This is a genomic window from Mesorhizobium sp. P2_B11 (assembly GCF_056404855.1).
In genome coordinates this window covers 238,817-261,203 of sequence record NZ_JBFUDF010000002.1, presented here as the reverse complement: position 1 = coordinate 261,203, position 22,387 = coordinate 238,817, and the positions used below count along the sequence as shown (strand labels likewise).

Sequence of the window (22,387 nt, the reverse complement as noted above, 5' to 3'; positions counted from 1 at the left end):
CCCTAACGAGGCCCGCCTCTACTAACTAGGAAAGTCCGGCGACACAATCTCTGGAGACAGCGACGAATTGATCCGCGTTCTGGGCATTGAAACGAGTTGCGACGAGACCGCCGCCAGCGTGGTGACGCTGGACGGCGCGTCTGCGCCTATCATTGCGTCCAACATCGTGCTCAGCCAGATCGAGGAGCACGCGGCCTTTGGTGGCGTGGTGCCGGAGATTGCCGCGCGCGCCCATGTCGAGGCGCTCGACGGCATTGTCGAGGCAGCCCTTGCCGATTCGGGCGTTGCCCTCACCGACATCGACGCCATTGCCGCCACCGCCGGTCCGGGCCTGGTCGGCGGGCTGATTGTCGGCCTGATGACGGCCAAGGCAATTGCCGCCGCGGCCGGCAAGCCGCTGATCGCCATCAACCATCTCGAAGGCCATGCACTGACCGCAAGGCTGACCGACGGGCTCGACTTTCCCTATCTGCTGCTGCTGGTCTCCGGCGGCCACACCCAGATCGTCGCCGTGCGCGGCGTTGGCGACTACCAGCGCTGGGCGACGACCATCGACGATGCGCTTGGCGAAGCTTTCGACAAGACGGCCAAAATGCTCGGCCTGCCCTATCCCGGCGGCCCGAATGTCGAGAAGGCTGCAGCAGCGGGCGACGCGACCCGCTTTGCCTTTCCAAGGCCGATGAAGGGTTCGGCCCAGCCCGATTTCTCCTTCTCCGGCCTCAAGACCGCGGTGCGCCAGGCCGCAACCGCCATCCAGCCGCTGAGCGAGCAGGACGTCGCCGACATCTGCGCCTCGTTCCAGGCGGCGGTAGCGGATGCGTTGGGCGACCGCGTGGCCCGGGCGCTGGCCCGCTTCCGCCTGGAATTTCCTGATAAAGCCACGCCCTCGCTGGTCGTTGCCGGCGGCGTCGCCGCCAACAGCACCATCAAGGCGACGCTGCAGAAGCAGTGCGCCGAGGCCGGCTTCGCCTTTGTCGCGCCGCCACTGAAACTGTGCACCGACAATGCAGCGATGATCGCCTGGGCCGGCATCGAGCGGCTGCGCGCAGGCATAGCGGACGAGAACGCTGCGGATTTCGTGCCGCGTTCGCGCTGGCCGCTGGACTCGATCTCGGCGCCGATGGTCGGCTCCGGCCGGCGCGGAGCGAAAGCATGACCGGCAGCAAGACAAGCGACAGGGACAAGACCGGCTGGCGTGTCGCCGTACTCGGCGGCGGCGCCTGGGGCACCGCGCTGGCACTGGCGATGCTGCGTGCCGGTCATGATGTCCGGCTCTATGCACGCGACGACGAAACGGTCGCAGCACTTCACCGCGGTGAGAACCCGCGCTACCTCCCCGGCATCGCCATCGAGCCTGGCATTGCGGCGACGAGTGATATCGCTGCAGCGCTGACCGAGGCCGATTGCGTGCTGGCCGTGGCGCCGGCGCAAGCGCTACGCGCCATGCTGACGACGGCAAAGCCGCATATGCCGAAAGGCGTCCCACTGGTTCTCTGCGCCAAGGGCATCGAGCGCGATACCGGCGCGCTGCTGTCGGCGATCGTCGCGGACATTTTGCCGAAAGCCCCGGTCGCGGCCCTGTCCGGTCCGAGCTTCGCCGCCGATGTCGCCAGGGGCCTGCCGACCGCTGTCGTCGTCGCCGCTCGCGACGAGGTTTTAGCTGCCGGGCTTGCCGCCCGGTTTTCGGCGCAGAATTTGCGCTGCTATTCCAGCGACGATTTGATCGGCGTCGAGATCGGCGGCGCGCTGAAGAATGTCTTCGCCATTGCCGCCGGCGCCGTCACCGGCGCCGGGCTCGGCGCCAGCGCCCAGGCCGCCATGGTGACACGCGGCTTCGTCGAATTGCGCCGCATCGGCGCGTCCTTCGGTGCGAAACCGGAGACGCTGATGGGCCTTTCCGGCCTCGGCGATTTGCTGCTCACGTGCTCGTCCGCCCAGTCGCGCAATTTCGCCTACGGGCTGGCGCTTGGCCAAGGCAAACCCTTGGCCGGCCTGCCGCTGGCCGAAGGCGTGCCGACGGCTGCGATCGCCGCCCGCATCGCCACCGAGCGCGACATCGACGCGCCGATCATCGCGGCGGTGTCAGCGATACTGGATGGCACGATCACCATACGGCAGGCTGTGTCCGCCCTGATGACGCGGCCGTTGAAGACCGAAGCTGATATTTAATTGTACACGTCTTTGAACAGTTCGGCATTGTCCTCACCGGCGACGATGAGGTTTTCGTAGTCACCTTCCGGAAGCAGCAGCGCCTCGGCCGGACCGCTGCGCAGAACAACGTCGCTGACACCGGCCTCCAGGGACAAAGGCAAGGAACGCGGGGTGCCATTGATCTCGACCTCGCCATCTGCAGGCAGCCCGTTCGTTGTATAGAGGTTGTACCGTCCGGCGACCGGCACCTTGAAAACGTCCACACGACCGGAGCGAAGGCGACGGCCGGCCATTCTGATGTTGGGAGCGATCTGGACGTAGCTGTCGCGGATAAAAGGGGCGATCACGGGATCGATCATATCCATGCGATATGACCAGATGATCAGCTTTGGCGGCGTGTTCGCGAGGATTTTGTAGGCTTCCGATTCGCTGCCTTCCCGCAATGTTTTCAAGATGTAGTACTGGTCGAGCCAGAGGGTGGAGGGCTCGCGTCGATTGGGCAGCATTCCGATGCCGTCGAAATAGACCTCGTCCGGTTTGACCATCGCTTCGGCGCGGGCGATCAGCGCAAGCTGCGCCGGATTGTCAATGCGCAGATAGAGTACGTTGCTGATGAAGCTGATCGCTCCGGCAAACACGAGCGACGCCCGCGCCAAACGCATGGGCAATGCATCGGCCGCGTTGCGATCGGGCACCGCAAGCGACCACAGCGCCATGAACGGCAAGGCCATGAGGAAGACATAGGGCCATGGCTGATCATGAACGAAAACCAGGACCGTGATGACGGCGGTGAACGTCAGCGCGATCCGCTGTCTTCCGTCCAACGCCCGGATACGCACCAACCCAAGGACGATCCCGCCGAAGCAGAATGCGTAGAGGATTGCGTTGCGAACGAGCGTCTGGAGCACAAAATGTCGCAAGCCGCCATATTCGACTCCGCCGCGGCTGGCGACCTCAACTGGGCCGAATATCAGGCCTCGGGCGATCGGGAGGGGATCGGCGCCACCAAATATGAAGCAATACGCGGCGACGGGCACAATCCAGCCCAGCACCAGGGCCGCGCCACGCTTGATCCCGGCTGCGTATTGTCGTGCAATGAAGGCGTTGGCAAGCAATCCCATGCCAAGCGCGACATTGAAATAGATGGATTTCTGGGTCGTCAGGAAGGCGAGGCCGCTAAGCATGCCAGCGAAGACGATCCGTCTCGCGCTTGCCGAATTCCCGCTGATGACCACCAACAGCGCCGCGACCGCGAAGAACAGCGCCAGCGGTTCCGAGATCGTGCGGAAAATTCGTTCCATGAAGTTGGAGAAGCACAGCAGGATCAGGACAATTGCCAAGGCATGCGGCCTGTCCTGGCCGAGCGCCCGCGCGCATGCATAAATCATGGCGATGGTCGCACAGGCGAGCAGCGCCATCTGGAAGCGGCCCACGAACATGATGGACGTCGCATCCCAGCCAATGAGAATGGCCAGCTTGCTAAAAACCGTGAAACCTACCGCCTTGGCCGGTTGGACAGTGTCAAACAGGCCGTTGCCGAGATATTTCGCGTAACCGACCTGGCCGAACTCATCCATGACGAAGCGGCTGCGATAGGCCAGCGCGAAGAGAAGGACGATTTTGAGTGCAATAAGCACGCTCAGGCCGATTGTGGCCGGGCGTTCGGCAATTCCGAAAAAGTCCCGGTTGCCGAGGTCGGTTTTCACGGCGGACCGGTCATCCATCGGCAACGCTCCCTTGCCGGTTCTCGGTCGGTGCCACTGCTTGGCTATTGCCCGCCAAGGCGATCACGCTGCGGGCCATCTTGTCCCAATCGTAATGCGCCAGGGCATGGGCAGCCATCGCATCGCGCTCGGCGTCGGTCAGGGCAAGGCCGTCGATCGCCTCGGCGCAACGACGCGCTGACCCCAGGCGATCTCTCAGGTCGATGTTCACACCACGCAGCCAGACCGCTGCATCGGGGTCGGCAAGGTGGACCGGAGCGCCGCAGACCACCGGGAGGCCGCAGGCCATCGCCTCTTGTATGACAAGCGGATACCCTTCGCCGACGCTTGGCAGCAGCAAAAGATCTGCCGTGCGATAGAGGTCCGCCAACTCCATGGGCGTGCGAGCGCCCAGGTCGCGAACATTGCCCAGCCCCCAGGCGCCGGGCCTGATCGAGCCGGCGCCCGCCAGCGATATCTCGAGATCGGGCCGCAAGGTCGCCAGCGCCCGGATCACCGACAGTCCCTTTTTCTCGACGTAGCGGCCAACGAACAGAACGCGACGTCCGCGCGCCGGAGTGCCGCCATCGCCGGTCGAGTGCCGCGATGGATGGAAAATGCCGCGGTCGACCCCGTTGAAAAGCAGGCTGTAAGGGAGCCGCGCGGGCGTTCCGAGCAATTCATGGCGCACCGTGTCGCTGATGAAGACTCTGGCATCCGCCGCCCTCAGCATAGGCCGCGTCACCAGGCGGTTTGCGAGCGCCATCGCCAAGCGCAGGATACGCGAAGAAAACGGAACGCCGGCAATGTGTTGAACAAGCACTGTTGGCTTGCGGTAGATCTTGGCCGCCACCATTGCCAGGATCGACGTGGCGTAAAGCGCATCGTGCATCACCACCGAATCGCTGCCGCGTACCGCGCGTGCCAATGCCGCTATTCCTCGCATCCGAGGTATAGGCATCGGCAGGCCGTTGCGTTTTTCCATCAGTTGGAGACAGGCAATCGGCACCGCAACCACTTTTCCCTCGGGCGGCAGGTCGGCATCGCTTGCAGCCCAGGACGCTTCGATGCCGTTATCCACGAAGCGGCGGCAAAGATGCCCGGCGACGCGTTCTATGCCGCCGCCATGCGCCTCGAAGAAGTGGCTTACCGTCAAAATTCGCAAGGGCGCGCCTGTCAAACCCGCTCCAGACGGAGCGTAATCTCAAGGCGGTTCGGAAACAGCCATGCGTACAGGCCGTTGCGGTATCGCAACGGCGCCGCGCGTGCGGCAATGCGATAGCCGCTCTCGGCGGCGAGCCTCTCCCATTCGGCACGATCAAGGTAACGCGCCCAGACCATTCCGCCGAACGGGATGTTTCCAATGGCGTCCATTGCCATGAGGCGCAGACGATCCACCGCATGGAGGCTTTCATGGTCCTTGATGTAGAGCGGCCCATCCACCACCCGCCGGATCTCCCTGAGAAGCGCTGCTCGCGCCGCAAGCGGCACGTGATGCAGGACGTTGTTGAGCGTTGCCGCATCGAACGCATCGTCCCTGAAGGGCAACGTCTTGCCGTCATACTGGCGCGTGGACACCGTTAGCGACGGGCAGAAACGGTCGACAATATCCACTGTTTGTACTTCTTCCAGCGGAAACAGCTCGGACATGGCTTGCGCAATCACGCCTGTACCGCCACCGACATCCAGCAGCCTGCGATGATCGCCGGCCCACACTTGACGCAAGCTGTCGAGCATCGTGGCTTGATAGAACGGCACTTTGCTCCGGTACATGGCGAGATGGCGCGACATGATACCCTGCAGGAGGTGCGGATCGATGGAGGGCATCGTCATCTGGAGATTCATGGGTTTCTGACGGATGTGGATTTTGGCGCGCCGATCGCCCAGCGGCTGAGCGCAAAGTTGATCGCCAGCATGCAGACCGACGCAAGCGGCGCCGCGATAGGCATCGCCAGACCTGTCCAGTCGCGCCAGAACCAGGTGAAGATGAACGCCAGCGGGACGTTAGCCGACATCGCCAGCAGATATCTGGCAAAGCCGGGCAGAGCCAAAGGCTGCCGGAACGTGAAGAGGCCATGCAGGGCGTAGCCGGTTGCCGCTACAATCCCGAAGGACAACAGGACGGCCAGCCATAAAGGCGATCCGGCACGGTCCGAAAGAATCATCACCGTGTTGTGGAGCGCCAGACACAGCGCCGCCACGACGACGTAAGTGGAAGGCGCACGCATGTTCATGCGATCGCCTTATGTGCCCGAACGAGGAACACGCAGCCATTGTCGTCGCGTATCGACGCTGGCGTGATGGCGTCTTCCAGCAGCGCGCGCAGGTTCATGAGCACGGCCAGCAGCGACGCGAAAGCGCCCCCAAAAACTGGGATGCGGCGCAGGAAGAAGGCAAAGCCTGTCAGACGGATCAGCGTGGTCGTGGCCAGCGGACCGGCGATTGCCTTGACATCCTCGACAACCAGGCCGCGATCCCCGAGATCGGCAATCAGGCCTGTTCGTGTCCAGCGGCGATGATCTTCCGGGTGAGGATGGTACAGCCAGGTGCCGTGCGTGGATAACAACAGAACGCCGTCATCGCGCAGCAGCCGGTTGATTTCGGCACAATAAGCGTCGAGGTCGCGCACATGTTCCAGGACCTGGACGGAGAGGACAGCGCCCGCGGCGCCATCGGCAAGCGGCACCCGGCCACGCTCGTCGATCCGCAGCGATCCGCCATCGTCGATATCCGCGCCCCGATAGTCGATCCGCATCTCCCGCATCATCCGGGCATAGGGCATGTCTCCGCAACCCAGATCGACCATCAGTGTTTCCGGCCTGACATGGGCGCGTGCCTGCTCCTTGAGCAGCCTGGCGAGCCCGCGCAGTATCAGCCAGTCGGTATCCCAGATACGCGGAGAAGCCCTGCTTGCTTTCATGATGCGAGCTTACCTTCGGAAAGAACCGGGATCGCCGAGACTATCAAGCAGCAGCTTCAGCACGAAACCGGAGAGCGTCATCAACACGCCGGCCACGCACGCGGTGCTGCTGGTGAATATGAGGTGCACGGACTGCTCCATCGGTTCGTTGACAAACAACCATTGCAGAGCGAGGAGCAGGTTTACCGTGAACCCTCCGGCAAAGATCAAGACACCTCCGCCAACCAGCCATTCCAGCGGGCGTCCCCGTTTAAGCCAGGGGACGACGCGTCCCTTCTGAACCGGGTGATAGATGGCGATGGCCACTTTGGCCAACATGCCGAGCAGTGTCGCGGACAGGCCGATCAGCGTTGACATGGACGCAAGCGCGACAAAATGGATGCCGAAATAATGCCCGTCGAACTGAATTGGGCCGGACGAAAGCAAGGCTAGGCCGACAATGCCCGTCACCAGCAGGGTAAGGCCAGGGATCAGGTAGAGCGTGTCCGGTGCATGAGCGATGATGAGCCGCAAATGGCGCCAGCCGTCGCGGAAGGAACGCAGATGCGGCGGGCGGTTTCGCTTGTCGGGGTAGAGCTTGATCGGCACTTCGCGAATGGTGAGCCCGGCGCGATGCGCATTGATGATCATTTCCGAGGCGAATTCCATTCCCGGCGAGCGTGCGCCGATTCTCTGAAATGCCTCTCGGGTGAAGCCGCGCATGCCGCAATGGAAGTCGCGGATCGGCGATTTGTGCAGCCAGCGAGCGATGGTGGACAGGACAGGATTGCCCAGGTAGCGATGCAATGGCGGCATGGCGCCCGGCTCGATACCGCCGGCGAACCGATTGCCCATGACAAATTCCGCACCCAACTCCAGCGCATCGACGAAATCGCCGAGCTGGCTCCAGTCGTAGGAATCATCGGCATCGGCCATGACGAGATATTTGCCTTCGGCCGCTTCAGCCGCGGCGCTGATTGCCGCGCCATAGCCCTTCACCGGCTGATGGACGACCCGGGCTCCCAGCTTTTGCGCAATCTCCACCGACTTGTCCGTGGAGCCATTGTCGCCGACGACGACTTCCCCCTTGATGCCGCGCCTCGAGAAGGCATCGAAGGCTTTGCGGATGCAGATGCCAATCGTCAATTCTTCGTTCAGGCAGGGAATGATTGCAGAGACGAGAACAGGCTCTGTCTCCATGCTGGCTGTGGAAGCAGGCGTGGCGTCGTCGAACTTGGCTGTCGTGTCACCCGCGATGCTGTCCATTGCGTCCCCTATTCAGGCGTTCTGGAACAACCAGCCCATTCCCACACCTGACCCGCTGGGAGCGTAGCATATCGAAAATTGCTTATCTTTGACTTACGAAATATCCAGTCGCGTCTTCTTAGGCGGTAGTCGCAAAGGCCTGGCGCTGTCTTTTCGCGATGCAGCGCTGTTACCTTGAGTCTGCTCTTTTCGGGTGAAGCGATATCGTCCGTGACTGTCGCCAAACCCAAGTGGATCAATCATTTCAATGCCTTGGCCTTGAGCCGTGGCCGAGATTCAACGCGATAGATCGTCATTTGGCATTTACCCAAAGCCCGCATAAAAGCAAAACCGCGGTTTCCGCAGTTCGAGGCGAGCTGTTGCCGCAATCCCAAACCGGAGTTTGAAAACATGCTGTTTGCGTTGATTTGCAAGGACAAGCCGGGCAGCCTGCAGGTGCGCGTCGACACGCGGCCTGCCCACGTCGCCTTTCTCGAAGGTCTGAACGCCGACAAGAAACTGGCCTTTGCCGGCCCGTTCCTCGATGCCGACGGCAAGCCGAACGGCAGCCTCGTCGTCGTCGAGGCGCCTGATATGGCCGGCGCGCAGGCATTGTCTGCCGCCGACCCCTATGCCAAGGCAGGCCTGTTCGAAAGCGTCGAAATCCGCCAGTGGAACTGGACCTTCAACAAGCCGGCGGCTAGTTAAATCGGGCCGCGTCAAGGAGGAGCAAAGACATGAACTACTGGCTGTTCAAATCCGAACCTTCGGTCTTCTCCTTCGAGGCGCTGAAGGCCAAGGGCAAGGCCGGCACGCAATGGGACGGCGTGCGCAACTATGCGGCGCGCAACAACATGAAGGCGATGCAGATCGGCGATCTCGGCTTTTTCTACCACTCCAATGAGGGGCTGAACGTCGTCGGCATTGCCGAAGTCTGCGCACTTGCCCATCCCGACTCGACAACCGACGATCCGCGCTGGGAATGCGTCGACATCCGCGCCTTCAAGGACGTGCCGAACCCGCCGACGCTGGAACAGGTCAAGGCCAACCCGAAGCTCGCCGAGATGGCGCTGGTGCGGCTTGGGCGGCTTTCCGTACAGCCGGTGACTCCGGCCGAATGGAAGGAAGTCTGCCGCATGGGCGGCCTTACCCCCGCTCCGTGACGGTCCTCACACCGAACAGCGCAAAAAAGTTCATTCTCGACAACACGGCGCTGATGGCGCCGCCGCATGTGCCGGAAATTCTTCTGCGCCTTGCCGACGAGGCGCACGACCTTTGGCAGCGGACGGAGGACGAGCTGACCGAAATCGGCCTGCCGCCGCCGTTCTGGGCCTTTGCCTGGGCCGGTGGCCAGGGCCTTGCCCGTTATGTCCTCGACAACCCGTCTGAAGTGCACGGCAAACGCGTGCTCGACTTCGCCTCCGGCTCCGGGCTTGTCGCCATCGCCGCCGCCAGGGCGGGTGCTGCGCAAGTGATCGCCGCCGACATCGACCCGTTCTGCGAGACGGCGATCCGCCTCAATGCCGAGGCCAATGGCGTTGCCATCGACTTTTGCGGCACGGACTGCATCGGCACCGATGCCGGTTGGGACGTGGTGCTGGCCGGCGACGTATTCTACGACCGATCCTTTGCCGACACGCTGATGCCGTGGTTTTCGACCCTGAAGGCACGCGGCGCCGACATCCTGGTTGGCGATCCCGGCCGCTCCTACATGCCGAAGGCAGGACTGGAGCCGCTGGCCGTCTACGAAGTGGCGGTGACGCGGGCGCTGGAGGATGCGCTGGTCAAGCGCACCACGGTCTGGCGCTTCGCTTGACGGCGCTGGCGAACAGGCGTTCCATCGCGAGATTGATTTGAAGAATACGCACGTCGTTGTCCCAAATCGCCAAGGCGTTGGGCGACATGCTTGAGGGGAGGATTTATGGATTTTTCAGTGGTGAACTGGCTGGCGGTGGTTGTCGCGGCCGTGGCGGTGTGGCTGTTCGGCGCCGTCTGGTACACGGCCCTCAGCAAGCCCTGGATGAGGGCGGCCAGGATCGATCCGTCAACGGCGAAGAAATCGATATTGCCCTTCATCATCTCCTTTGTCACCGAACTGATCATGGCGCTCGTCTTTGCCTTGGTTGTCGGCGCGATGACCGGCGGCGAGCCGACCCTTGTCGCCGGCCTGGTCTTCGGCTTCGTCCTTTGGCTGGGTTTTGTCGCCACCACGCTGACGGCCAACCACCGCTACGAGAATTTCGGCTGGGACCTGACCCTCATCGACGGCGGCCACTGGCTTGGCGTGCTTCTGATCATCGGTGCGGTGATCGGCTGGTTCGGCGCACCGGTCGTCCCCGGCTGAAGCCTTTCCAGAGTCGGCGTTGACCTACAGCTCGTCCCAGGCCCGGCGCGTCGGATCCGGTTGCGGGTTGTGGACTTCGCCCAGGATCCAGTCCTTGAACGCGATGATCCTGGCGTCGTTTGCCGACCCTGTGGGATAGACCAGGAAATAGGCGAATTCGGCCGCCACCTTGAGGCCGAGTTCGAATGGCCGCACCAGCCGTCCCTCGGACAGATCGTTGGCCACCATGGCGAAATCGGCGAGCGCCACCGCATTGCCGTCGAGCGCCGCCTGCACGGCATCTGATGAAGAGCCGAAAACGATGGTGCGGCTGTCATCGAAATCGTCGATGCCGGCCGCCGCCATCCACATGCGCCAGTTCGGCCAGGTCACGCCCTGGCGCGCCCACACGATATGGGCAAGCGTGTGCCGGAACAGATCGCGCGGCTCGCGCAGCGGCGGACCGGAGGTCAGCAAAGCCGGGCTGCACACCGGAATGATGATGTTGTCGAACAGCCGGTGGCTGACAATGCCCGGATATTTCCCGGTGCCGAAGCGAATGCCAATATCGACGTCGTCGCGATCGAAATCGCGCACCTCATAGGTGATGTCGAAGCGAAGTTCGATGCCGGGCTGGTGCTTGCGGAAATCGTCGACACGCCGCATCAGCCATTTGGTCGCAAATTGCGGGTCGAGCGTTATCTTCAGGAGCGCCAAGCCGCGCGTCATCTTTTGCGCCCGCGACACCGCCCGGTTGAGCCGGTCGAGCGCATCGATCGAGGCCTCGAACAGCACCGTGCCTGCTTCCGTCAACCGGATGGTCCGGCTGGTGCGGGTGAACAGCACGATGCCGAGCTGATCCTCGATTTCCTTGATTTGGTGGCTGACAGCGGCCGGCGTCAGCCCGAGCTCGTCAGCCGCGCGGGTGAAATTGAGGTGCCGGGCCGCCGCTTCCAGCGTCCGCAAGGCACGAGTTCCAGGCAGCAGGCGGGCCAATCGATCTCCAAATAAAACTTGATGATATGGAGAAAACTACTCGTTTCTCCTTTGTCTTTCAATCCGCCAAGATGGGCGCAATCGAAACACCATCAAACCGGATTTGATATCCGGAGGAACGGATCACACCATGTCCATCATCACTTTCAATTCGCCAGCCCCTCGCTCGACCTGGTTTGTCGCCGTCACCGATTGGCTTCGCCAGGCCAGAGTCGCGATCAAGCTGCCACGCCAGGATGTCGAGGAGCTGTCGGATCGCCAACTGCGCGACATCGGCGCCCAGCGCAAGGACGTCACGCAGGCAGTAGACCGGGAACTCGGCCGCTTGGGACTGCTGGATATCGGCTGGCAGCACCCTCGCCGCGCAGGCCGTCGAGACAGGTTCTAGGATATGTTGAGATTCAGGTCAGGCCGAGTCGAGAATGATGGGTTCCGAGAACCGGAACGGAGCGTACTTTCGGGTACGTGAGTACCGGAAGCGCAGGAACCCTTCATTCGCAGGCCGGCATCACCTGAATATCAGCGTATCCTACCGCACCACCCTCACCACCGTGCGATCCGACACCAGCGGCAACAGTCGCGCCATCGTCCGCGCTGTCACCGCCACGCAGCCTTGCGTCGGCGTGAAGCCGGGACGCGCCAGGTGGAAGAAGATGGCGCTGCCACGGCCACGCCGGCGCGGCGCCATGTTCCAGTCGAGCACCAGGCAGGCGTCGTAGAGGCGGTCGTCGCGCCGCATGCGCTCATGGCTGGCGCCGTAAGGAATCGTCACCGGCCGGTTGTAGTTGCGGTCGTCCGGCACCTCGCACCAGCCGAGATCTGGGCTGATCGGCGCCATCGCCAGCCGGGTTTTTCGGCCGGCCGGGAAATGATCGCCGCGAAAATATCCCGACAAAATCCGCATCTCGCCAAGCGGCGTCGCGCCGTCGCCTTCGCGCTTGTTGGCCGAGATGCCACCGCGCCCCAAGGCGCAGGCAAACACCTTGCTGCCGGCCTGCAAAATGCCCTGGCTGGGGTTGCCGGGCCTTGCCCGCACCACCAGCACACGCAGCCCTTTAGGCAAAATTGCGCCGGCTGCATTGCGATCGCGTTTTTTCTTGTATGATCGTGTCACGGAACAAATCACTGTGATCGGACTGTTGCGCCGGTCAGCTTCCGCATAAATGGGGGTCGGTCAACTGAAAATTCTTTTCAAAACAACGGATTGATCCATGACATCACGTACCATTCTTATCGTTGACGACGATGACGACCTGCGCGGAACCCTCGTCGAGCAACTTGCCCTTTACGAAGAATTCGACGTCCTGCAGGAAGCGACCGCCGCCAAAGGCGTCGCTGCTGCGCGCGGCGGCCTCATCGACCTGCTCATCATGGATGTCGGCCTGCCCGATATGGATGGCCGCGAGGCGGTGAAGATCCTGCGCAAGGGCGGCTACAAGGCGCCGATCATCATGCTGACGGGCCACGACACCGATTCCGACACGATCCTGGGCCTTGAGGCCGGCGCCAACGACTATGTCACCAAGCCGTTCCGCTTCGCCGTGCTGCTTGCCCGCATCCGCGCGCAACTGCGCCAGCACGAGCAGAGCGAGGACGCCACCTTCTCGGTCGGTCCGTATACGTTCAAGCCCAGCCAGAAGCTTCTCATCGACCAGCGCGGCGCCAAGGTGCGGCTGACCGAGAAGGAGGCCTCGATCATCAAATATCTCTACCGCGCCGACCAGAAGGTGGTGACGCGCGACGTCCTGCTTGAGGAAGTGTGGGGCTACAATTCCGGCGTCACCACGCACACGCTGGAAACCCATGTCTATCGGCTGCGCCAGAAGATCGAGCGCGATCCTTCCAATGCCGAAATCCTTGTGACAGAAAGCGGCGGCTACAAGCTTGTTCCTTAAGCATTTTGTTATCTAATAGACGGTCGGGGCGGGACTGTTTTCGGGTACGATCCAGCTGGAGGGCATGGATCGGCCCGTAGAGGAGGGATTGGACTGACCGTTCGGGGACGCAGCTAGAGATGGCGCTGGATGACGACATCCGCATCCTGTCCGCTGTGAAGCTCTTTGAGGGCTTCACGCAGGAACAGCTGCGCCTGCTCGCCTTCGGCGCCGAAGCCACGCACCTGCAGGCCGATCGCAAGCTGTACCGCGAGGACGACGAAGCCGATTCGGCCTATATCGTGGTCAGTGGGACGATCGTGCTCTACCGCGAGCAGGATGGCGACCGCATCCCGATCGGCACCGCCGGCCCCGGCACGATTCTGAGCGAACTGGCGCTGATCGCCGACTCAAGGCGGCTGACCAGCGCCTCGGCCGAGACCGATTCGGAAGTGATAAGGCTGAGCCGCAAGATGTTCCGCCGCATCCTCGAAGAGTATCCCGACGTGGCGGTGAAACTGCACCAGCGCATCCTCGACGATTTCCAGGCCATGATCGCCCGCATCGAGAAACTGGCGCCGCGGTTTGGCGGGTGAGTCTATCTCTTTGATTTGACGCAAATTTCGGACGGAAAACCGCTTCACACTTTTCCTGAAATTGCTCCATTACCGTCTCGACCGGGTTTTGGCCTGAACAGGCACCAGAATGGCTTCCCGGGCGCAAGTTCACCTTGGCCGCGGAGTTGAAACCCGCAATGCTCATAGAAAGCCAAATTCTTGCCTTGTGCGGTTTCGAGAAACGTTCCTGCCGAGACAGGATCTCCTTCGGCAAGGTCGCAATAAGCCTTGATGAGCGCGCCGCCGGCCCCCTTTCCCTGCATTGAGGGGTGAACGCCAAGGACGCCAAGATAGAAATGCGGTTCCTGCGGCTTGTATTTCTCGCTGATGGCGTCAGCTCTCTCGAAGCGCGAAGCCATCGATACCTGCCTTTGCTGAAGCAGGGCCCACCTCTCTTGGTGAGTCGGAAGCCATTCGGGCCGCTGCGTATCATAGCCCATCGCCGCGCCCAGGATGCGACCTTCGCTCTTCAACAGCAGCACAGGCATTCCAAGCGCCAAGCGCGCCGCCATCAGGATCGAGAAGAACTCCGTCACCAGGTCCCGACGCTGCGCAGGATCGCCCGAGAAGAAAAAAGCCATCTGCGGATCATCGGCAAAGGCAGCCGCCAGGCAGCCGGCCGCAGATGTCACATCCGGCTCTTGTGCTGCTGCTATCTCCATTCAACGACCTCTTTGGCTCGGAGCCTAATCCAGATCAAACCGCGCAATCACCGGCACATGGTCCGAGGGCCGATCCCAGCCACGTGCGGCGCGCAGGATTTCGTAGCCGGCAAAACTGGGCACAAGGTTCGGCGACGACCAGACATGGTCGAGCCGGCGGCCGCGGTTCGACGCTTCCCAGTCCTGCGCGCGATAGCTCCACCAGGTGTAGAGCTTTTCCTCGGACGGCACGTTGAGCCGCATCAGGTCGACCCAGTCGCCGGCGAGCCGCATCGCCTCGAAATTTTCGGTCTCGACCGGCGTGTGGCTGACGACATTGAGCAATTGCTTGTGCGACCAGACATCATGCTCCAGCGGCGCGATGTTGAGGTCGCCGACCAGGATCGAGGCTGAAACCTCGTCATGCGCGGCGGGGATGGCATTCATCTCGTCGACGAAGTCGAGCTTGTGGCGGAATTTGCGGTTGATCTCCGGATCGGGCTCGTCGCCGCCGGCCGGCACATAGAAATTGTGGATCAGGATCGCCTTGCCGCCGGCCTGCACTTTCACCGACAGATGGCGGCTGTCGTCGATCTCACAGAAGCGCCGCTTCTCGACCACCTCGATCGGCCGCCGCGCCACCGTCGCCACGCCGTGGTAACCCTTCTGGCCATGGAAGGCGATGTGCTCGTAGCCGGCCTTGCGGAAGGCTTTTTCCGGAAACAGCTCGTCGGGAACCTTGGTCTCTTGAAGGCAAAGCACATCCGGCGCCTGCTCTTTCAGCAGCCGCTCGACAATCGGCATGCGCAGGCGCACGGAGTTGATGTTCCAGGTGGCGATGGAAAAGGGCATGCGGCGGTCCGGGGCAGCGCAAGACCTGCCAGGCACCGGAATGGGCCTTGACGGGAAATGACGCCTTTTTTGAAAGAGCGATCCCGGAAACTACTGCCAGCCACAGCCGGCAAAGACAAGCCTCGCACCAGTCATCAAGTTTGGCACGGCAAACCTGGAGAAGTGTGCCCCGCAGACCCTTACCGCGTCTTGGTGTTGATCTCGCGATTCGCCGTATAGTCGATGGCAAATGTATCCGCAGGGAAGCTGACGCCTTCCTTTGTGTTGTAAATCATCACCGTGGTGTCCTTGCCCTGGGCGTCGGTGATGGTCCACTGGCGCAGGTCGAAGGATTTCGCATCGAACATCATGGTGATCTTCGAGTTGCCGAACACTGATTTGTCGGCAAGCTGGATGGTGGTCACGTCGGCCTCTTCCTTGATATCCTTGACGCGTCCGCCGGAAAGGTCGATCCGGTTGTCGAGCAACAGCTTCAGCGGCGTCTTCGACAGCGGATAGAGATCGGAGGTGTTCAGCCGCTTGTTGAGGATGACCACCGACTTGCCGTCGGAAATCACCCGGAAATTCGACTTGCCGTCATAGTTGAAACGGATCTTGCCCGGCCGCTCGAGGAAGAACTTGCCGCCGGTCTGCTGGTTGTTGGGGCCGAACTGGACGAACTCGCCGCTCATCGATTTGACCGAGGAGAAATGGTCGGCGATCTTTTGCGCCGTCGGCGGCACCGCGGCTTGCGCCGAAGCCAAAAGCTGGAACCCCGGTATGACGTTGACGGCAGCGGCGCCGGCAAGCATCAGGCCAAGGCCGAGCAGCTGGCGACGGTTTGGGGCGAAATCGCTGAGCGCGGAAGGATCGTTTTTCATGCCGGTCACTCTCGTGTGGTGTGTGTCTCGTTGCAGTCCGTGGACCCCCAGTTAGACTTAAGTTTGACGGCCGAACGGCCCTCCGTCGCTTGAACGCGCCAAAAGGTTCAAGGTTGCCGCCGGGCGGTTTTTGCCCTGCCGTATTGTCCAATCAGAACTTGTCGTCCTCCGTCGGCACCAGGATCTCGCGTTTGCCGGCATGGTTGGCCGGGCCGACAATGCCTTCCTTCTCCATCTTCTCGATGATCGAGGCGGCGCGGTTGTAGCCGATGCCGAGCCGGCGCTGGATGTAGCTGGTCGAGGCCTTGCCATCGCGCAGCACCACCGAGACCGCCTGGTCGTAAGGATCGTCGGAATCCTCGAAATTGCTGTTGCCGCCACCACCGGAACCGCCCTTGCCAGACGGTTCGTCGTCATCGTCCTCGCCGTCATCCTCGGTGATGGCGTCGAGATATTCCGGCACGCCCTGCAGCTTCAGATGCGCGACGATCTTCTCGACCTCGTCGTCGGAAACGAACGGGCCGTGCACGCGCTGGATGCGGCCACCGCCGGCCATATACAGCATGTCGCCCATGCCGAGCAGCTGCTCGGCGCCCTGCTCGCCCAGAATGGTGCGGCTGTCGATCTTCGACGTCACCTGGAAGGAGATACGGGTCGGGAAGTTGGCCTTGATGGTGCCTGTGATGACGTCGACCGACGGGCGTTGCGTGGCCATGATCACATGGATGCCGGCGGCACGCGCCATCTGCGCCAGGCGTTGCACCGCGCCCTCGATGTCCTTGCCGGCGACCATCATCAAATCGGCCATCTCGTCGATGATGACGACGATGTAGGGCATCGGCTCGAGGTCGAGATTCTCGGTCTCGTAGATCGCCTCGCCGGTCTGGCGGTCGAAGCCGGTCTGCACGGTGCGCGAGATCTTTTCGCCCTTTTTCTCCGCCAGTTGCACGCGCGCGTTGAAGCCGTCGATGTTGCGCACGCCGACCTTGGACATCTTGCGGTAGCGGTCCTCCATCTCGCGCACGGTCCATTTCAGCGCCACCACCGCCTTCTTCGGATCGGTGACCACCGGCGTCAAAAGATGCGGGATGCCGTCATAGACGGAGAGTTCGAGCATTTTCGGATCGATCATGATCAGCCGGCATTCCTGCGGCGTCAGCCGGTAGAGCAGCGACAGGATCATGGTGTTGATGGCGACCGACTTGCCTGAACCGGTGGTGCCGGCGACCAGCACGTGCGGCATCTTGGCGATGTCGACGATGACAGCTTCGCCATTGATGCTTTTGCCGAGCGCCAGCGCCAGCTTCATCTTGGTCGTCTCGAAATCACGGCTGGCCATGATTTCGCGCAGATACACGGTCTCGCGCTTGGCATTCGGCAGTTCGATGCCGATGGCGTTGCGGCCGGGCACCACGGCGACGCGGCAGGCAATCGCGCTCATCGAGCGGGCGATGTCGTCGGAGAGGCCAATGACGCGCGACGATTTGATGCCGGGCGCCGGCTCCAGCTCGTAGAGCGTGACCACCGGGCCTGGCCGGACGGCAATAATCTCGCCCTTGACGCCGAAATCCTCCAGCACGCCCTCCAGCAGCCGCGCATTCTGCTCCAGCGCGTCCTTCGACAGGCTGGCATCCTTGGCGATGTTTTTCGGTTCGGACAGGAAATGCAGCGACGGCATCTCGAACGTGTCGGAACCGATGAGCGAGGTCTGCGCTTCGCGCTGGACGCGGGCGCCCGGCACGGGGCGCGCCGCCGGTGCTGCAACACGGGTCGCCGCATCGGAGCGGAAGTTCTGTACCTTGCCATTCGGCGCGGCACGGCGCTGGACCGGCTCGTCGTCGAGTTCAACGTCTTCATCACCACTGTCGAAACCGGCATCGAGGACGTCGTCATCGTCCGGATCGACGGAAACGCTGCGGTCATTGACCATGGCGGCGAAGAATTCCGGTTCGACGCGGGCGCGGCCATCCGGGCTCATCCGCGCTTCGGCGAATTCGGCGGATTCGACCCGTTCGGCGGCGCGACGCCATGCCGTGGAGCGCTGCTCCATCTCCGGCTCGAACTCGTCGCGCTCCTGCTGGCGGCGTACGGATCGGCGATGCAGGTAGGCGCGGAACGACAGCCACCAATGGGTGATGGCGCCAAGCGCCAATATGCCCTCGTCGCCCTCGTCCTCGTCTTCGTCGAAGAGAAGATCGTCCTCCCGGGGATCGGGCTCGGCAGTGCGCTCCATGACGGCAAAGCCGTTCTTGCGCGCAATCAACGCCGAGCCATAGGCAAACAGCCACACCGCCGGCGCCACGAGCACCATGGCAATGATGCTGGCAACGATGCCGGTCGGGTAGCCGCCAATGAGCAGGCCCGGGATGTTGAGCACCATGTCACCGAACACGCCGCCGAGGCCGGTCGGCAGCGGCCAGGTCTTGGGCGGCACCACGCAGCCGGCGATTGCGGCGGCAAGCAGCGCAAAGCCGAACCAGGCGAGCCCGCGCTTCGGCAGCCTGTCGACGCCACGCGCCGAAAACAGGAGAAAGCCCCAGATCACCGCCGGCACCAGCGCGGCGACGGCGGCAAGGCCGAAGAACTGCATGGCGAGGTCGGAGAACACCGCGCCGGCATAGCCCATGGCGTTGGTGACGATGTTGTCGGTGGCGTGCGAGAAGCTCGGGTCGGCGACGTTCCAGGTGGCCAGCGCCGCGACGCCGAAGGCGACCAGCGCAAACAGGCCGGCGCCGACCAGCCGCCCGACCTGGCGCCGCGCGAATGCCTGGATGCCGTGCCCCGTATCGGTCAGCGCGAGCGGTGCTGAAGCCCCTGAACGCATGCTCTTCCCCGTCTGTTTTTGCCTGGCCGGGCGCATGACGCACTCCGGCAGATTCGAACGCCAGACTATCGGGGGGAAGGTTAAGGCCGCATTAACTATAAGGCCGTGGGCAACGATCTTGCGCAGCGCGCGCCACGGCCGTTTCGGCTCATGCCTGCTGCGACAAGGGGATGCCAGCGGTCACACGGGACAGTTTTTCGCGCTTTGACAGCGTCGGCTTTTCGTAGATTTTTTTCACGCGTGCTTCCTGTTCGAACAATGTCGCGAGCCTGGATGTCACAACCGTCCGGCGCTTTCATCCCCCGAGCGGGGGATGCGGACGACAATGGTGAGCCCCGGTTCGCAGGAACAGTTTGCAAAAAAGAGGCCCGGAATGACCCGGGCCTCAATGCGTGAGCCCTTTTCGGGAGCGTCACGACGGGATTCTGAAGCAAATTGGGGGACCGGCGGGAGGAGGGTTCCGCCGGTCCCGTTGGCAGGTGGCCTTACGGAACCACCTCGCCATGCTGGGTGACGTCGAGACCTTCGACCTCTTCCTGGGTGCTCGGCCGCAGGCCGACTAGCGCCTTGACGATGTAGAGGATCACGAAGGTAGCGACCGCCGTCCACACGATGGTGACGGCAACGCCGTAGAACTGCTTGATGAACGAGGCGCCCTCACCGAGACTGTTGATCGCCGGGTCGGCGAGCACACCGGTGAGCAGGGCGCCGATGATGCCGCCGACGCCATGCACGCCGAACGCATCGAGCGAGTCGTCATATCCGAACATGTGCTTCACCTTGACCGCCGAGATGTAGCAAAGCACGCCGGCGATGATGCCGATGATGAAGGCGCCGGTCGGGTTGACGAAGCCGGAAGCAGGTGTGATCGCGACGAGGCCGGCAACCGCACCCGAGATGATGCCGAGCACCGAAGGCTTCTTGGCGACGATCCATTCGGCAAACATCCAGGCCAGAGCCGCCGCAGCGGTGGCAACCTGGGTGTTGAGCATGGCAGCACCGGCAAGGCCGTCAGCCGCCAGCTCCGAACCGGCGTTGAAGCCGAACCAGCCAACCCACAGCAGCGAAGCGCCGATCACCGAATAGACCAGGTTGTGCGGCGCCATGTTGACGGTGCCGTAGCCTTCACGCTTGCCGAGGACCAGGGCGCAGACCAGGCCCGCGACACCGGCATTGATATGGACGACCGTGCCGCCGGCGAAGTCGAGAACGCCCCAACCGGCGAGGAAACCGCCACCCCAGACCCAATGCGCGACCGGCACGTAGACGACCAGCAGCCACAGCGCCATGAAGATCAGCAGCGCCGAGAACTTCATGCGTTCGGCGAAGGCACCGGCGATCAGCGCCGGCGTGATGATGGCGAACGTCATCTGGAACATCGAGAAGACGAATTCAGGAATGTTCGCCACGCCCGGCGCCCACAGCGACGAGGTGGTGATGCCATGGTGGAAGAATTTCGAGGCGCCGCCGATGAAGCTGTTCACGCTGGCGGAATCATTGGTGGAGAAGGCCAGCGAATAGCCGAACATGAACCACAGGATCGTCACCAGGCAGGTGATGGCGAAGCTCTGCATGACGGTGGCGAGCACGTTCTTCTTGCGCACCATGCCGCCATAGAACAGGGCGAGGCCCGGAATGGTCATCATCAGCACCAGCGCTGTCGAAGTCAGCATCCAGGCGGTGTTGCCGGTATCGAGCACGGGCGTCGGCGCCGCCGGGGCGGCAGCTGCGGCCGCGGGGGCTGCTTCCTGCGCGAAGGCGGCGACGCTGCCCAATGCTGCGAGAGCGAGCGAGCCGAGTGCGGCCGCGCGTCCCGTCGTCTTCAAGGTGGAAGGAATATTCATTGAACTCTCCATTGGAATACGTGTTCGCCGCTCAGAGCGCGTCGGTGTCTGTTTCGCCGGTACGGATACGCACCGCCTGATCGATGCCGAAGACGAAGATCTTGCCGTCGCCGATCTGCCCGGTCTTGGCGGCCGCCGTGATGGCTTCGACGGCCTTGTCGACCAGGTCGGTGCTGACCGCGACTTCGATCTTGATTTTCGGCAGGAAACTGACCGCGTATTCCGCTCCGCGATAGATTTCCGTATGTCCCTTCTGACGCCCGTAGCCTTTGACTTCGGTGACGGTCAGGCCTTGGATGCCGACGGCGGTGAGCGCTTCGCGCACCTCGTCGAGCTTGAACGGCTTGATGATTGCCATCACGATTTTCATAAGGTTTCACCCTTTGCTGTTGCGGTCCCCCGCGTTTGCACACCTTCACCGACCCAAAGAGCCCGGAGAGTGCCCAACAAGATTCAAGCTCCGTGCCAGTTGCCGAAGCAGTGTGTTAACTCATTGTAAACAAACGGGTTGCGCGATGCGCGGCGACACAGCGCGCACTGTCATCGGACAGTCACTGATTAAAAAATAGGCAATTTCTCAAAAATGCCTATTCGGAAGGCGGGCGTTTCAGGCGGATCAGGCCTTCCTGGGCAACCGAGGCGATCAGCGTGCCGTCGCGGGCAAACAGCGAGCCGCGGGTGAAGCCGCGCGACCCTTGCGTCGACGGGCTGTCCTGCGTGTACAGGATCCAGTCGTCGAGCGGATGGCTGCGGTGGAACCACATGGCGTGGTCGAGGCTCGCCGCCTGGATGTCGCGGTCGAAAATGGCGCGGCCGTGCGCGAAGGTCGAGGTGTCTAGCAACGTCATGTCGGAGAGGTAGGCAAGCACCGCCGCCTGGATGCCGCGGTCGGCCGGCACCGGGCCGGTGGTGCGGATCCAGATGTTCTGCTGCGGCTCCAGCTTTTCGCGGCTGGTGTAGTGCTTCAGCATCACCGGCTTCATCTCGATCGGCCGGTCGCGCTCCCAGTAGCGCTTGATGCCTTCCGGCACTGCTTCGCCGAACTTTCCGAGCAATTCACGCTGCGACAGCAGGCTGTCGGGCGCCGGCACGTCGCGCGGCATCGGCAGCTGATGTTCAAGCCCGACCTCGTCCTGCTGGAACGAGGCTTCCAGCGAAAAGATCGCCTGGCCGTGCTGGATCGCCACCACGCGCCGCGTGGTGAAGGAGCCGCCATCGCGAATGCGGTCGACCTCGTAGACGATCGGCACCTTGGTGTCGCCCGGCCGCATGAAATAGCCATGCAACGAGTGCACATGACGCTCGGGCTCGACCGTGCGCTGCGCGGCGACCAGCGCCTGGGCGATGGTCTGGCCGCCGAAGACCCGCTGCCAGTCGAGCTTGGGGCTGCGACCACGGTACAGATTGTGTTCCAGCTGCTCGAGGTCGAGAATGCTGAGAAGCTCGTCCATGGCCGCTGTCATGCTTCGTGACCTCGCCTTAAGCAATTCCAGGAAAAGTGTGAGCGGTTTTCCGTCCGGAATTGCGAAACAAAGACTTAGAGCTGTTCTGCGATTCC

Annotated in this window: 24 protein-coding genes; 9 read left to right on the top strand and 15 right to left on the bottom strand. The window is 62.6% G+C overall.

Annotation, left to right across the window (positions count from 1 at the left end; translation table 11 throughout):
* The first annotated feature begins 70 nt into the window (after positions 1-70).
* Entirely contained in the window at positions 71-1,156 is a 1,086-nt protein-coding gene (gene tsaD, locus AC1DYJ_RS05685) for a tRNA (adenosine(37)-N6)-threonylcarbamoyltransferase complex transferase subunit TsaD (RefSeq protein WP_477288651.1), read from the top strand.
* Positions 1,153-2,169: an NAD(P)H-dependent glycerol-3-phosphate dehydrogenase gene (locus AC1DYJ_RS05680; RefSeq protein WP_477288603.1), complete on the top strand. Its 1,017-nt coding sequence runs from the start codon at positions 1,153-1,155 to the stop codon at positions 2,167-2,169. The genes tsaD and AC1DYJ_RS05680 overlap by 4 nt, the downstream gene beginning before the upstream one ends.
* Here the strand turns inward: AC1DYJ_RS05680 and AC1DYJ_RS05675 are convergent.
* Genes AC1DYJ_RS05675 through AC1DYJ_RS05650 form a run of 6 tightly spaced genes read right to left on the bottom strand, consistent with a single transcriptional unit; the run spans position 2,166 to position 8,019 of the window.
* Entirely contained in the window at positions 2,166-3,875 is a 1,710-nt protein-coding gene (locus tag AC1DYJ_RS05675) for a DUF7056 domain-containing protein (protein WP_477288601.1), read from the bottom strand. The two genes, AC1DYJ_RS05680 and AC1DYJ_RS05675, sit on opposite strands and share 4 nt — an antisense overlap.
* The gene (locus AC1DYJ_RS05670; protein ID WP_477288599.1) at positions 3,868-5,034 is read right to left on the bottom strand and encodes a glycosyltransferase family 4 protein; all 1,167 of its coding nucleotides are present in this window, start codon (positions 5,032-5,034) and stop codon (positions 3,868-3,870) included. The genes AC1DYJ_RS05675 and AC1DYJ_RS05670 overlap by 8 nt, the downstream gene beginning before the upstream one ends.
* A complete protein-coding gene (locus tag AC1DYJ_RS05665) occupies positions 5,031-5,699 on the bottom strand; it encodes a methyltransferase domain-containing protein (RefSeq protein ID WP_477288597.1) in 669 nt (222 codons plus the stop codon). The genes AC1DYJ_RS05670 and AC1DYJ_RS05665 overlap by 4 nt, the downstream gene beginning before the upstream one ends.
* Positions 5,696-6,088 carry a GtrA family protein gene (locus AC1DYJ_RS05660; RefSeq protein WP_477288595.1) on the bottom strand — a complete coding sequence of 131 codons (393 nt, stop codon included), beginning with the start codon at positions 6,086-6,088 and terminating at the stop codon, positions 5,696-5,698. The genes AC1DYJ_RS05665 and AC1DYJ_RS05660 overlap by 4 nt, the downstream gene beginning before the upstream one ends.
* Entirely contained in the window at positions 6,085-6,774 is a 690-nt protein-coding gene (locus AC1DYJ_RS05655; protein ID WP_477288594.1) for a class I SAM-dependent methyltransferase, read from the bottom strand. The genes AC1DYJ_RS05660 and AC1DYJ_RS05655 overlap by 4 nt, the downstream gene beginning before the upstream one ends.
* A gap of 9 nt (positions 6,775-6,783) precedes the next feature.
* Positions 6,784-8,019, bottom strand: a complete 1,236-nt coding sequence (locus AC1DYJ_RS05650) for a glycosyltransferase family 2 protein (RefSeq protein WP_477288592.1) — start codon at positions 8,017-8,019, stop codon at positions 6,784-6,786.
* A gap of 390 nt (positions 8,020-8,409) precedes the next feature.
* On the opposite strand from AC1DYJ_RS05650, the gene AC1DYJ_RS05645 reads away from it, so the two are divergent.
* The 4 genes from AC1DYJ_RS05645 (at position 8,410) to AC1DYJ_RS05630 (ending at position 10,342) form a co-directional block, all read left to right on the top strand.
* On the top strand, positions 8,410-8,706 hold the full coding sequence (locus AC1DYJ_RS05645; RefSeq protein WP_477235464.1) for a YciI-like protein: 297 nt from the start codon (positions 8,410-8,412) through the stop codon (positions 8,704-8,706).
* A 29-nt stretch (positions 8,707-8,735) separates the two neighbouring features.
* Positions 8,736-9,161 (top strand): EVE domain-containing protein, encoded by a 426-nt coding sequence (locus tag AC1DYJ_RS05640; RefSeq protein WP_112621800.1) that lies wholly within the window; start codon positions 8,736-8,738, stop codon positions 9,159-9,161.
* Positions 9,116-9,814, top strand: a complete 699-nt coding sequence (locus AC1DYJ_RS05635) for a class I SAM-dependent methyltransferase (RefSeq protein WP_477288590.1) — start codon at positions 9,116-9,118, stop codon at positions 9,812-9,814. Before AC1DYJ_RS05640 ends, AC1DYJ_RS05635 begins: the two co-directional genes overlap by 46 nt.
* Positions 9,815-9,919: 105 nt before the next feature.
* Positions 9,920-10,342 carry a DUF1761 domain-containing protein gene (locus AC1DYJ_RS05630; RefSeq protein WP_477288588.1) on the top strand — a complete coding sequence of 141 codons (423 nt, stop codon included), beginning with the start codon at positions 9,920-9,922 and terminating at the stop codon, positions 10,340-10,342.
* Between the two features lie 24 nt (positions 10,343-10,366).
* Here AC1DYJ_RS05630 and gcvA read toward each other — a convergent pair whose 3' ends face one another.
* Positions 10,367-11,317, bottom strand: a complete 951-nt coding sequence (gene gcvA / locus AC1DYJ_RS05625; protein ID WP_477288586.1) for a transcriptional regulator GcvA — start codon at positions 11,315-11,317, stop codon at positions 10,367-10,369.
* 130 nt (positions 11,318-11,447) lie between these two features.
* On the opposite strand from gcvA, the gene AC1DYJ_RS05620 reads away from it, so the two are divergent.
* Complete coding sequence (locus AC1DYJ_RS05620) at positions 11,448-11,705, top strand: DUF1127 domain-containing protein (RefSeq protein WP_477288584.1); 258 nt, start codon at positions 11,448-11,450, stop codon at positions 11,703-11,705.
* A gap of 141 nt (positions 11,706-11,846) precedes the next feature.
* Here AC1DYJ_RS05620 and AC1DYJ_RS05615 read toward each other — a convergent pair whose 3' ends face one another.
* Positions 11,847-12,383, bottom strand: coding sequence for a L,D-transpeptidase family protein (locus tag AC1DYJ_RS05615; protein ID WP_477288649.1), 537 nt, complete (start codon positions 12,381-12,383; stop codon positions 11,847-11,849).
* Between the two features lie 145 nt (positions 12,384-12,528).
* Here AC1DYJ_RS05615 and AC1DYJ_RS05610 point away from each other — a divergent pair, with 145 nt between their 5' ends.
* Together AC1DYJ_RS05610 and AC1DYJ_RS05605 are read left to right on the top strand one after the other, a co-directional pair.
* Positions 12,529-13,212, top strand: a complete 684-nt coding sequence (locus tag AC1DYJ_RS05610; RefSeq protein ID WP_112561232.1) for a response regulator transcription factor — start codon at positions 12,529-12,531, stop codon at positions 13,210-13,212.
* A 119-nt stretch (positions 13,213-13,331) separates the two neighbouring features.
* Positions 13,332-13,787, top strand: a complete 456-nt coding sequence (locus AC1DYJ_RS05605; protein WP_477288582.1) for a cyclic nucleotide-binding domain-containing protein — start codon at positions 13,332-13,334, stop codon at positions 13,785-13,787.
* Positions 13,788-13,831: 44 nt separating this feature from the next.
* On the opposite strand, the gene AC1DYJ_RS05600 is transcribed toward AC1DYJ_RS05605, so the two are convergent.
* From AC1DYJ_RS05600 to tesB, 7 genes are all read right to left on the bottom strand, one after another.
* A complete protein-coding gene (locus AC1DYJ_RS05600) occupies positions 13,832-14,470 on the bottom strand; it encodes a GNAT family N-acetyltransferase (protein ID WP_477288580.1) in 639 nt (212 codons plus the stop codon).
* Positions 14,471-14,494: 24 nt separating this feature from the next.
* Positions 14,495-15,301 carry an exodeoxyribonuclease III gene (locus AC1DYJ_RS05595; RefSeq protein ID WP_477288578.1) on the bottom strand — a complete coding sequence of 269 codons (807 nt, stop codon included), beginning with the start codon at positions 15,299-15,301 and terminating at the stop codon, positions 14,495-14,497.
* A 179-nt stretch (positions 15,302-15,480) separates the two neighbouring features.
* Positions 15,481-16,161: an outer-membrane lipoprotein carrier protein LolA gene (locus AC1DYJ_RS05590; protein WP_477288576.1), complete on the bottom strand. Its 681-nt coding sequence runs from the start codon at positions 16,159-16,161 to the stop codon at positions 15,481-15,483.
* Between the two features lie 151 nt (positions 16,162-16,312).
* Positions 16,313-18,985 (bottom strand): DNA translocase FtsK, encoded by a 2,673-nt coding sequence (locus AC1DYJ_RS05585; protein WP_477288574.1) that lies wholly within the window; start codon positions 18,983-18,985, stop codon positions 16,313-16,315.
* A gap of 485 nt (positions 18,986-19,470) precedes the next feature.
* Positions 19,471-20,829, bottom strand: coding sequence for an ammonium transporter (locus tag AC1DYJ_RS05580; protein WP_477288572.1), 1,359 nt, complete (start codon positions 20,827-20,829; stop codon positions 19,471-19,473).
* Positions 20,830-20,860: 31 nt separating this feature from the next.
* A complete protein-coding gene (locus tag AC1DYJ_RS05575) occupies positions 20,861-21,199 on the bottom strand; it encodes a P-II family nitrogen regulator (RefSeq protein WP_023670499.1) in 339 nt (112 codons plus the stop codon).
* Positions 21,200-21,416: 217 nt separating this feature from the next.
* Positions 21,417-22,292, bottom strand: a complete 876-nt coding sequence (tesB, locus tag AC1DYJ_RS05570) for an acyl-CoA thioesterase II (protein ID WP_477288570.1) — start codon at positions 22,290-22,292, stop codon at positions 21,417-21,419.
* Positions 22,293-22,387 lie beyond the last annotated feature (95 nt).

Bases quoted from the DNA above. Each gene is read 5' to 3' on its own strand.
- AC1DYJ_RS05610 (WP_112561232.1), top strand. From the start codon at position 12,529: ATGACATCACGTACCATTCTTATCGTTGACGACGATGACGACCTGCGC.
- AC1DYJ_RS05590 (WP_477288576.1), bottom strand. From the start codon at position 16,161: ATGAAAAACGATCCTTCCGCGCTCAGCGATTTCGCCCCAAACCGTCGC.
- AC1DYJ_RS05630 (WP_477288588.1), top strand. From the start codon at position 9,920: ATGGATTTTTCAGTGGTGAACTGGCTGGCGGTGGTTGTCGCGGCCGTG.
- tesB (WP_477288570.1), bottom strand. From the start codon at position 22,292: ATGACAGCGGCCATGGACGAGCTTCTCAGCATTCTCGACCTCGAGCAG.
- AC1DYJ_RS05655 (WP_477288594.1), bottom strand. From the start codon at position 6,774: ATGAAAGCAAGCAGGGCTTCTCCGCGTATCTGGGATACCGACTGGCTG.
- AC1DYJ_RS05575 (WP_023670499.1), bottom strand. From the start codon at position 21,199: ATGAAAATCGTGATGGCAATCATCAAGCCGTTCAAGCTCGACGAGGTG.
- AC1DYJ_RS05665 (WP_477288597.1), bottom strand. From the start codon at position 5,699: ATGAATCTCCAGATGACGATGCCCTCCATCGATCCGCACCTCCTGCAG.
- AC1DYJ_RS05635 (WP_477288590.1), top strand. From the start codon at position 9,116: ATGGAAGGAAGTCTGCCGCATGGGCGGCCTTACCCCCGCTCCGTGACG.
- AC1DYJ_RS05660 (WP_477288595.1), bottom strand. From the start codon at position 6,088: ATGAACATGCGTGCGCCTTCCACTTACGTCGTCGTGGCGGCGCTGTGT.
- AC1DYJ_RS05680 (WP_477288603.1), top strand. From the start codon at position 1,153: ATGACCGGCAGCAAGACAAGCGACAGGGACAAGACCGGCTGGCGTGTC.
- AC1DYJ_RS05650 (WP_477288592.1), bottom strand. From the start codon at position 8,019: ATGGACAGCATCGCGGGTGACACGACAGCCAAGTTCGACGACGCCACG.
- AC1DYJ_RS05585 (WP_477288574.1), bottom strand. From the start codon at position 18,985: ATGCGTTCAGGGGCTTCAGCACCGCTCGCGCTGACCGATACGGGGCAC.
- AC1DYJ_RS05640 (WP_112621800.1), top strand. From the start codon at position 8,736: ATGAACTACTGGCTGTTCAAATCCGAACCTTCGGTCTTCTCCTTCGAG.
- AC1DYJ_RS05675 (WP_477288601.1), bottom strand. From the start codon at position 3,875: ATGGATGACCGGTCCGCCGTGAAAACCGACCTCGGCAACCGGGACTTT.
- AC1DYJ_RS05620 (WP_477288584.1), top strand. From the start codon at position 11,448: ATGTCCATCATCACTTTCAATTCGCCAGCCCCTCGCTCGACCTGGTTT.
- AC1DYJ_RS05600 (WP_477288580.1), bottom strand. From the start codon at position 14,470: ATGGAGATAGCAGCAGCACAAGAGCCGGATGTGACATCTGCGGCCGGC.
- AC1DYJ_RS05595 (WP_477288578.1), bottom strand. From the start codon at position 15,301: ATGCCCTTTTCCATCGCCACCTGGAACATCAACTCCGTGCGCCTGCGC.
- AC1DYJ_RS05645 (WP_477235464.1), top strand. From the start codon at position 8,410: ATGCTGTTTGCGTTGATTTGCAAGGACAAGCCGGGCAGCCTGCAGGTG.
- AC1DYJ_RS05580 (WP_477288572.1), bottom strand. From the start codon at position 20,829: ATGAATATTCCTTCCACCTTGAAGACGACGGGACGCGCGGCCGCACTC.
- AC1DYJ_RS05605 (WP_477288582.1), top strand. From the start codon at position 13,332: ATGGCGCTGGATGACGACATCCGCATCCTGTCCGCTGTGAAGCTCTTT.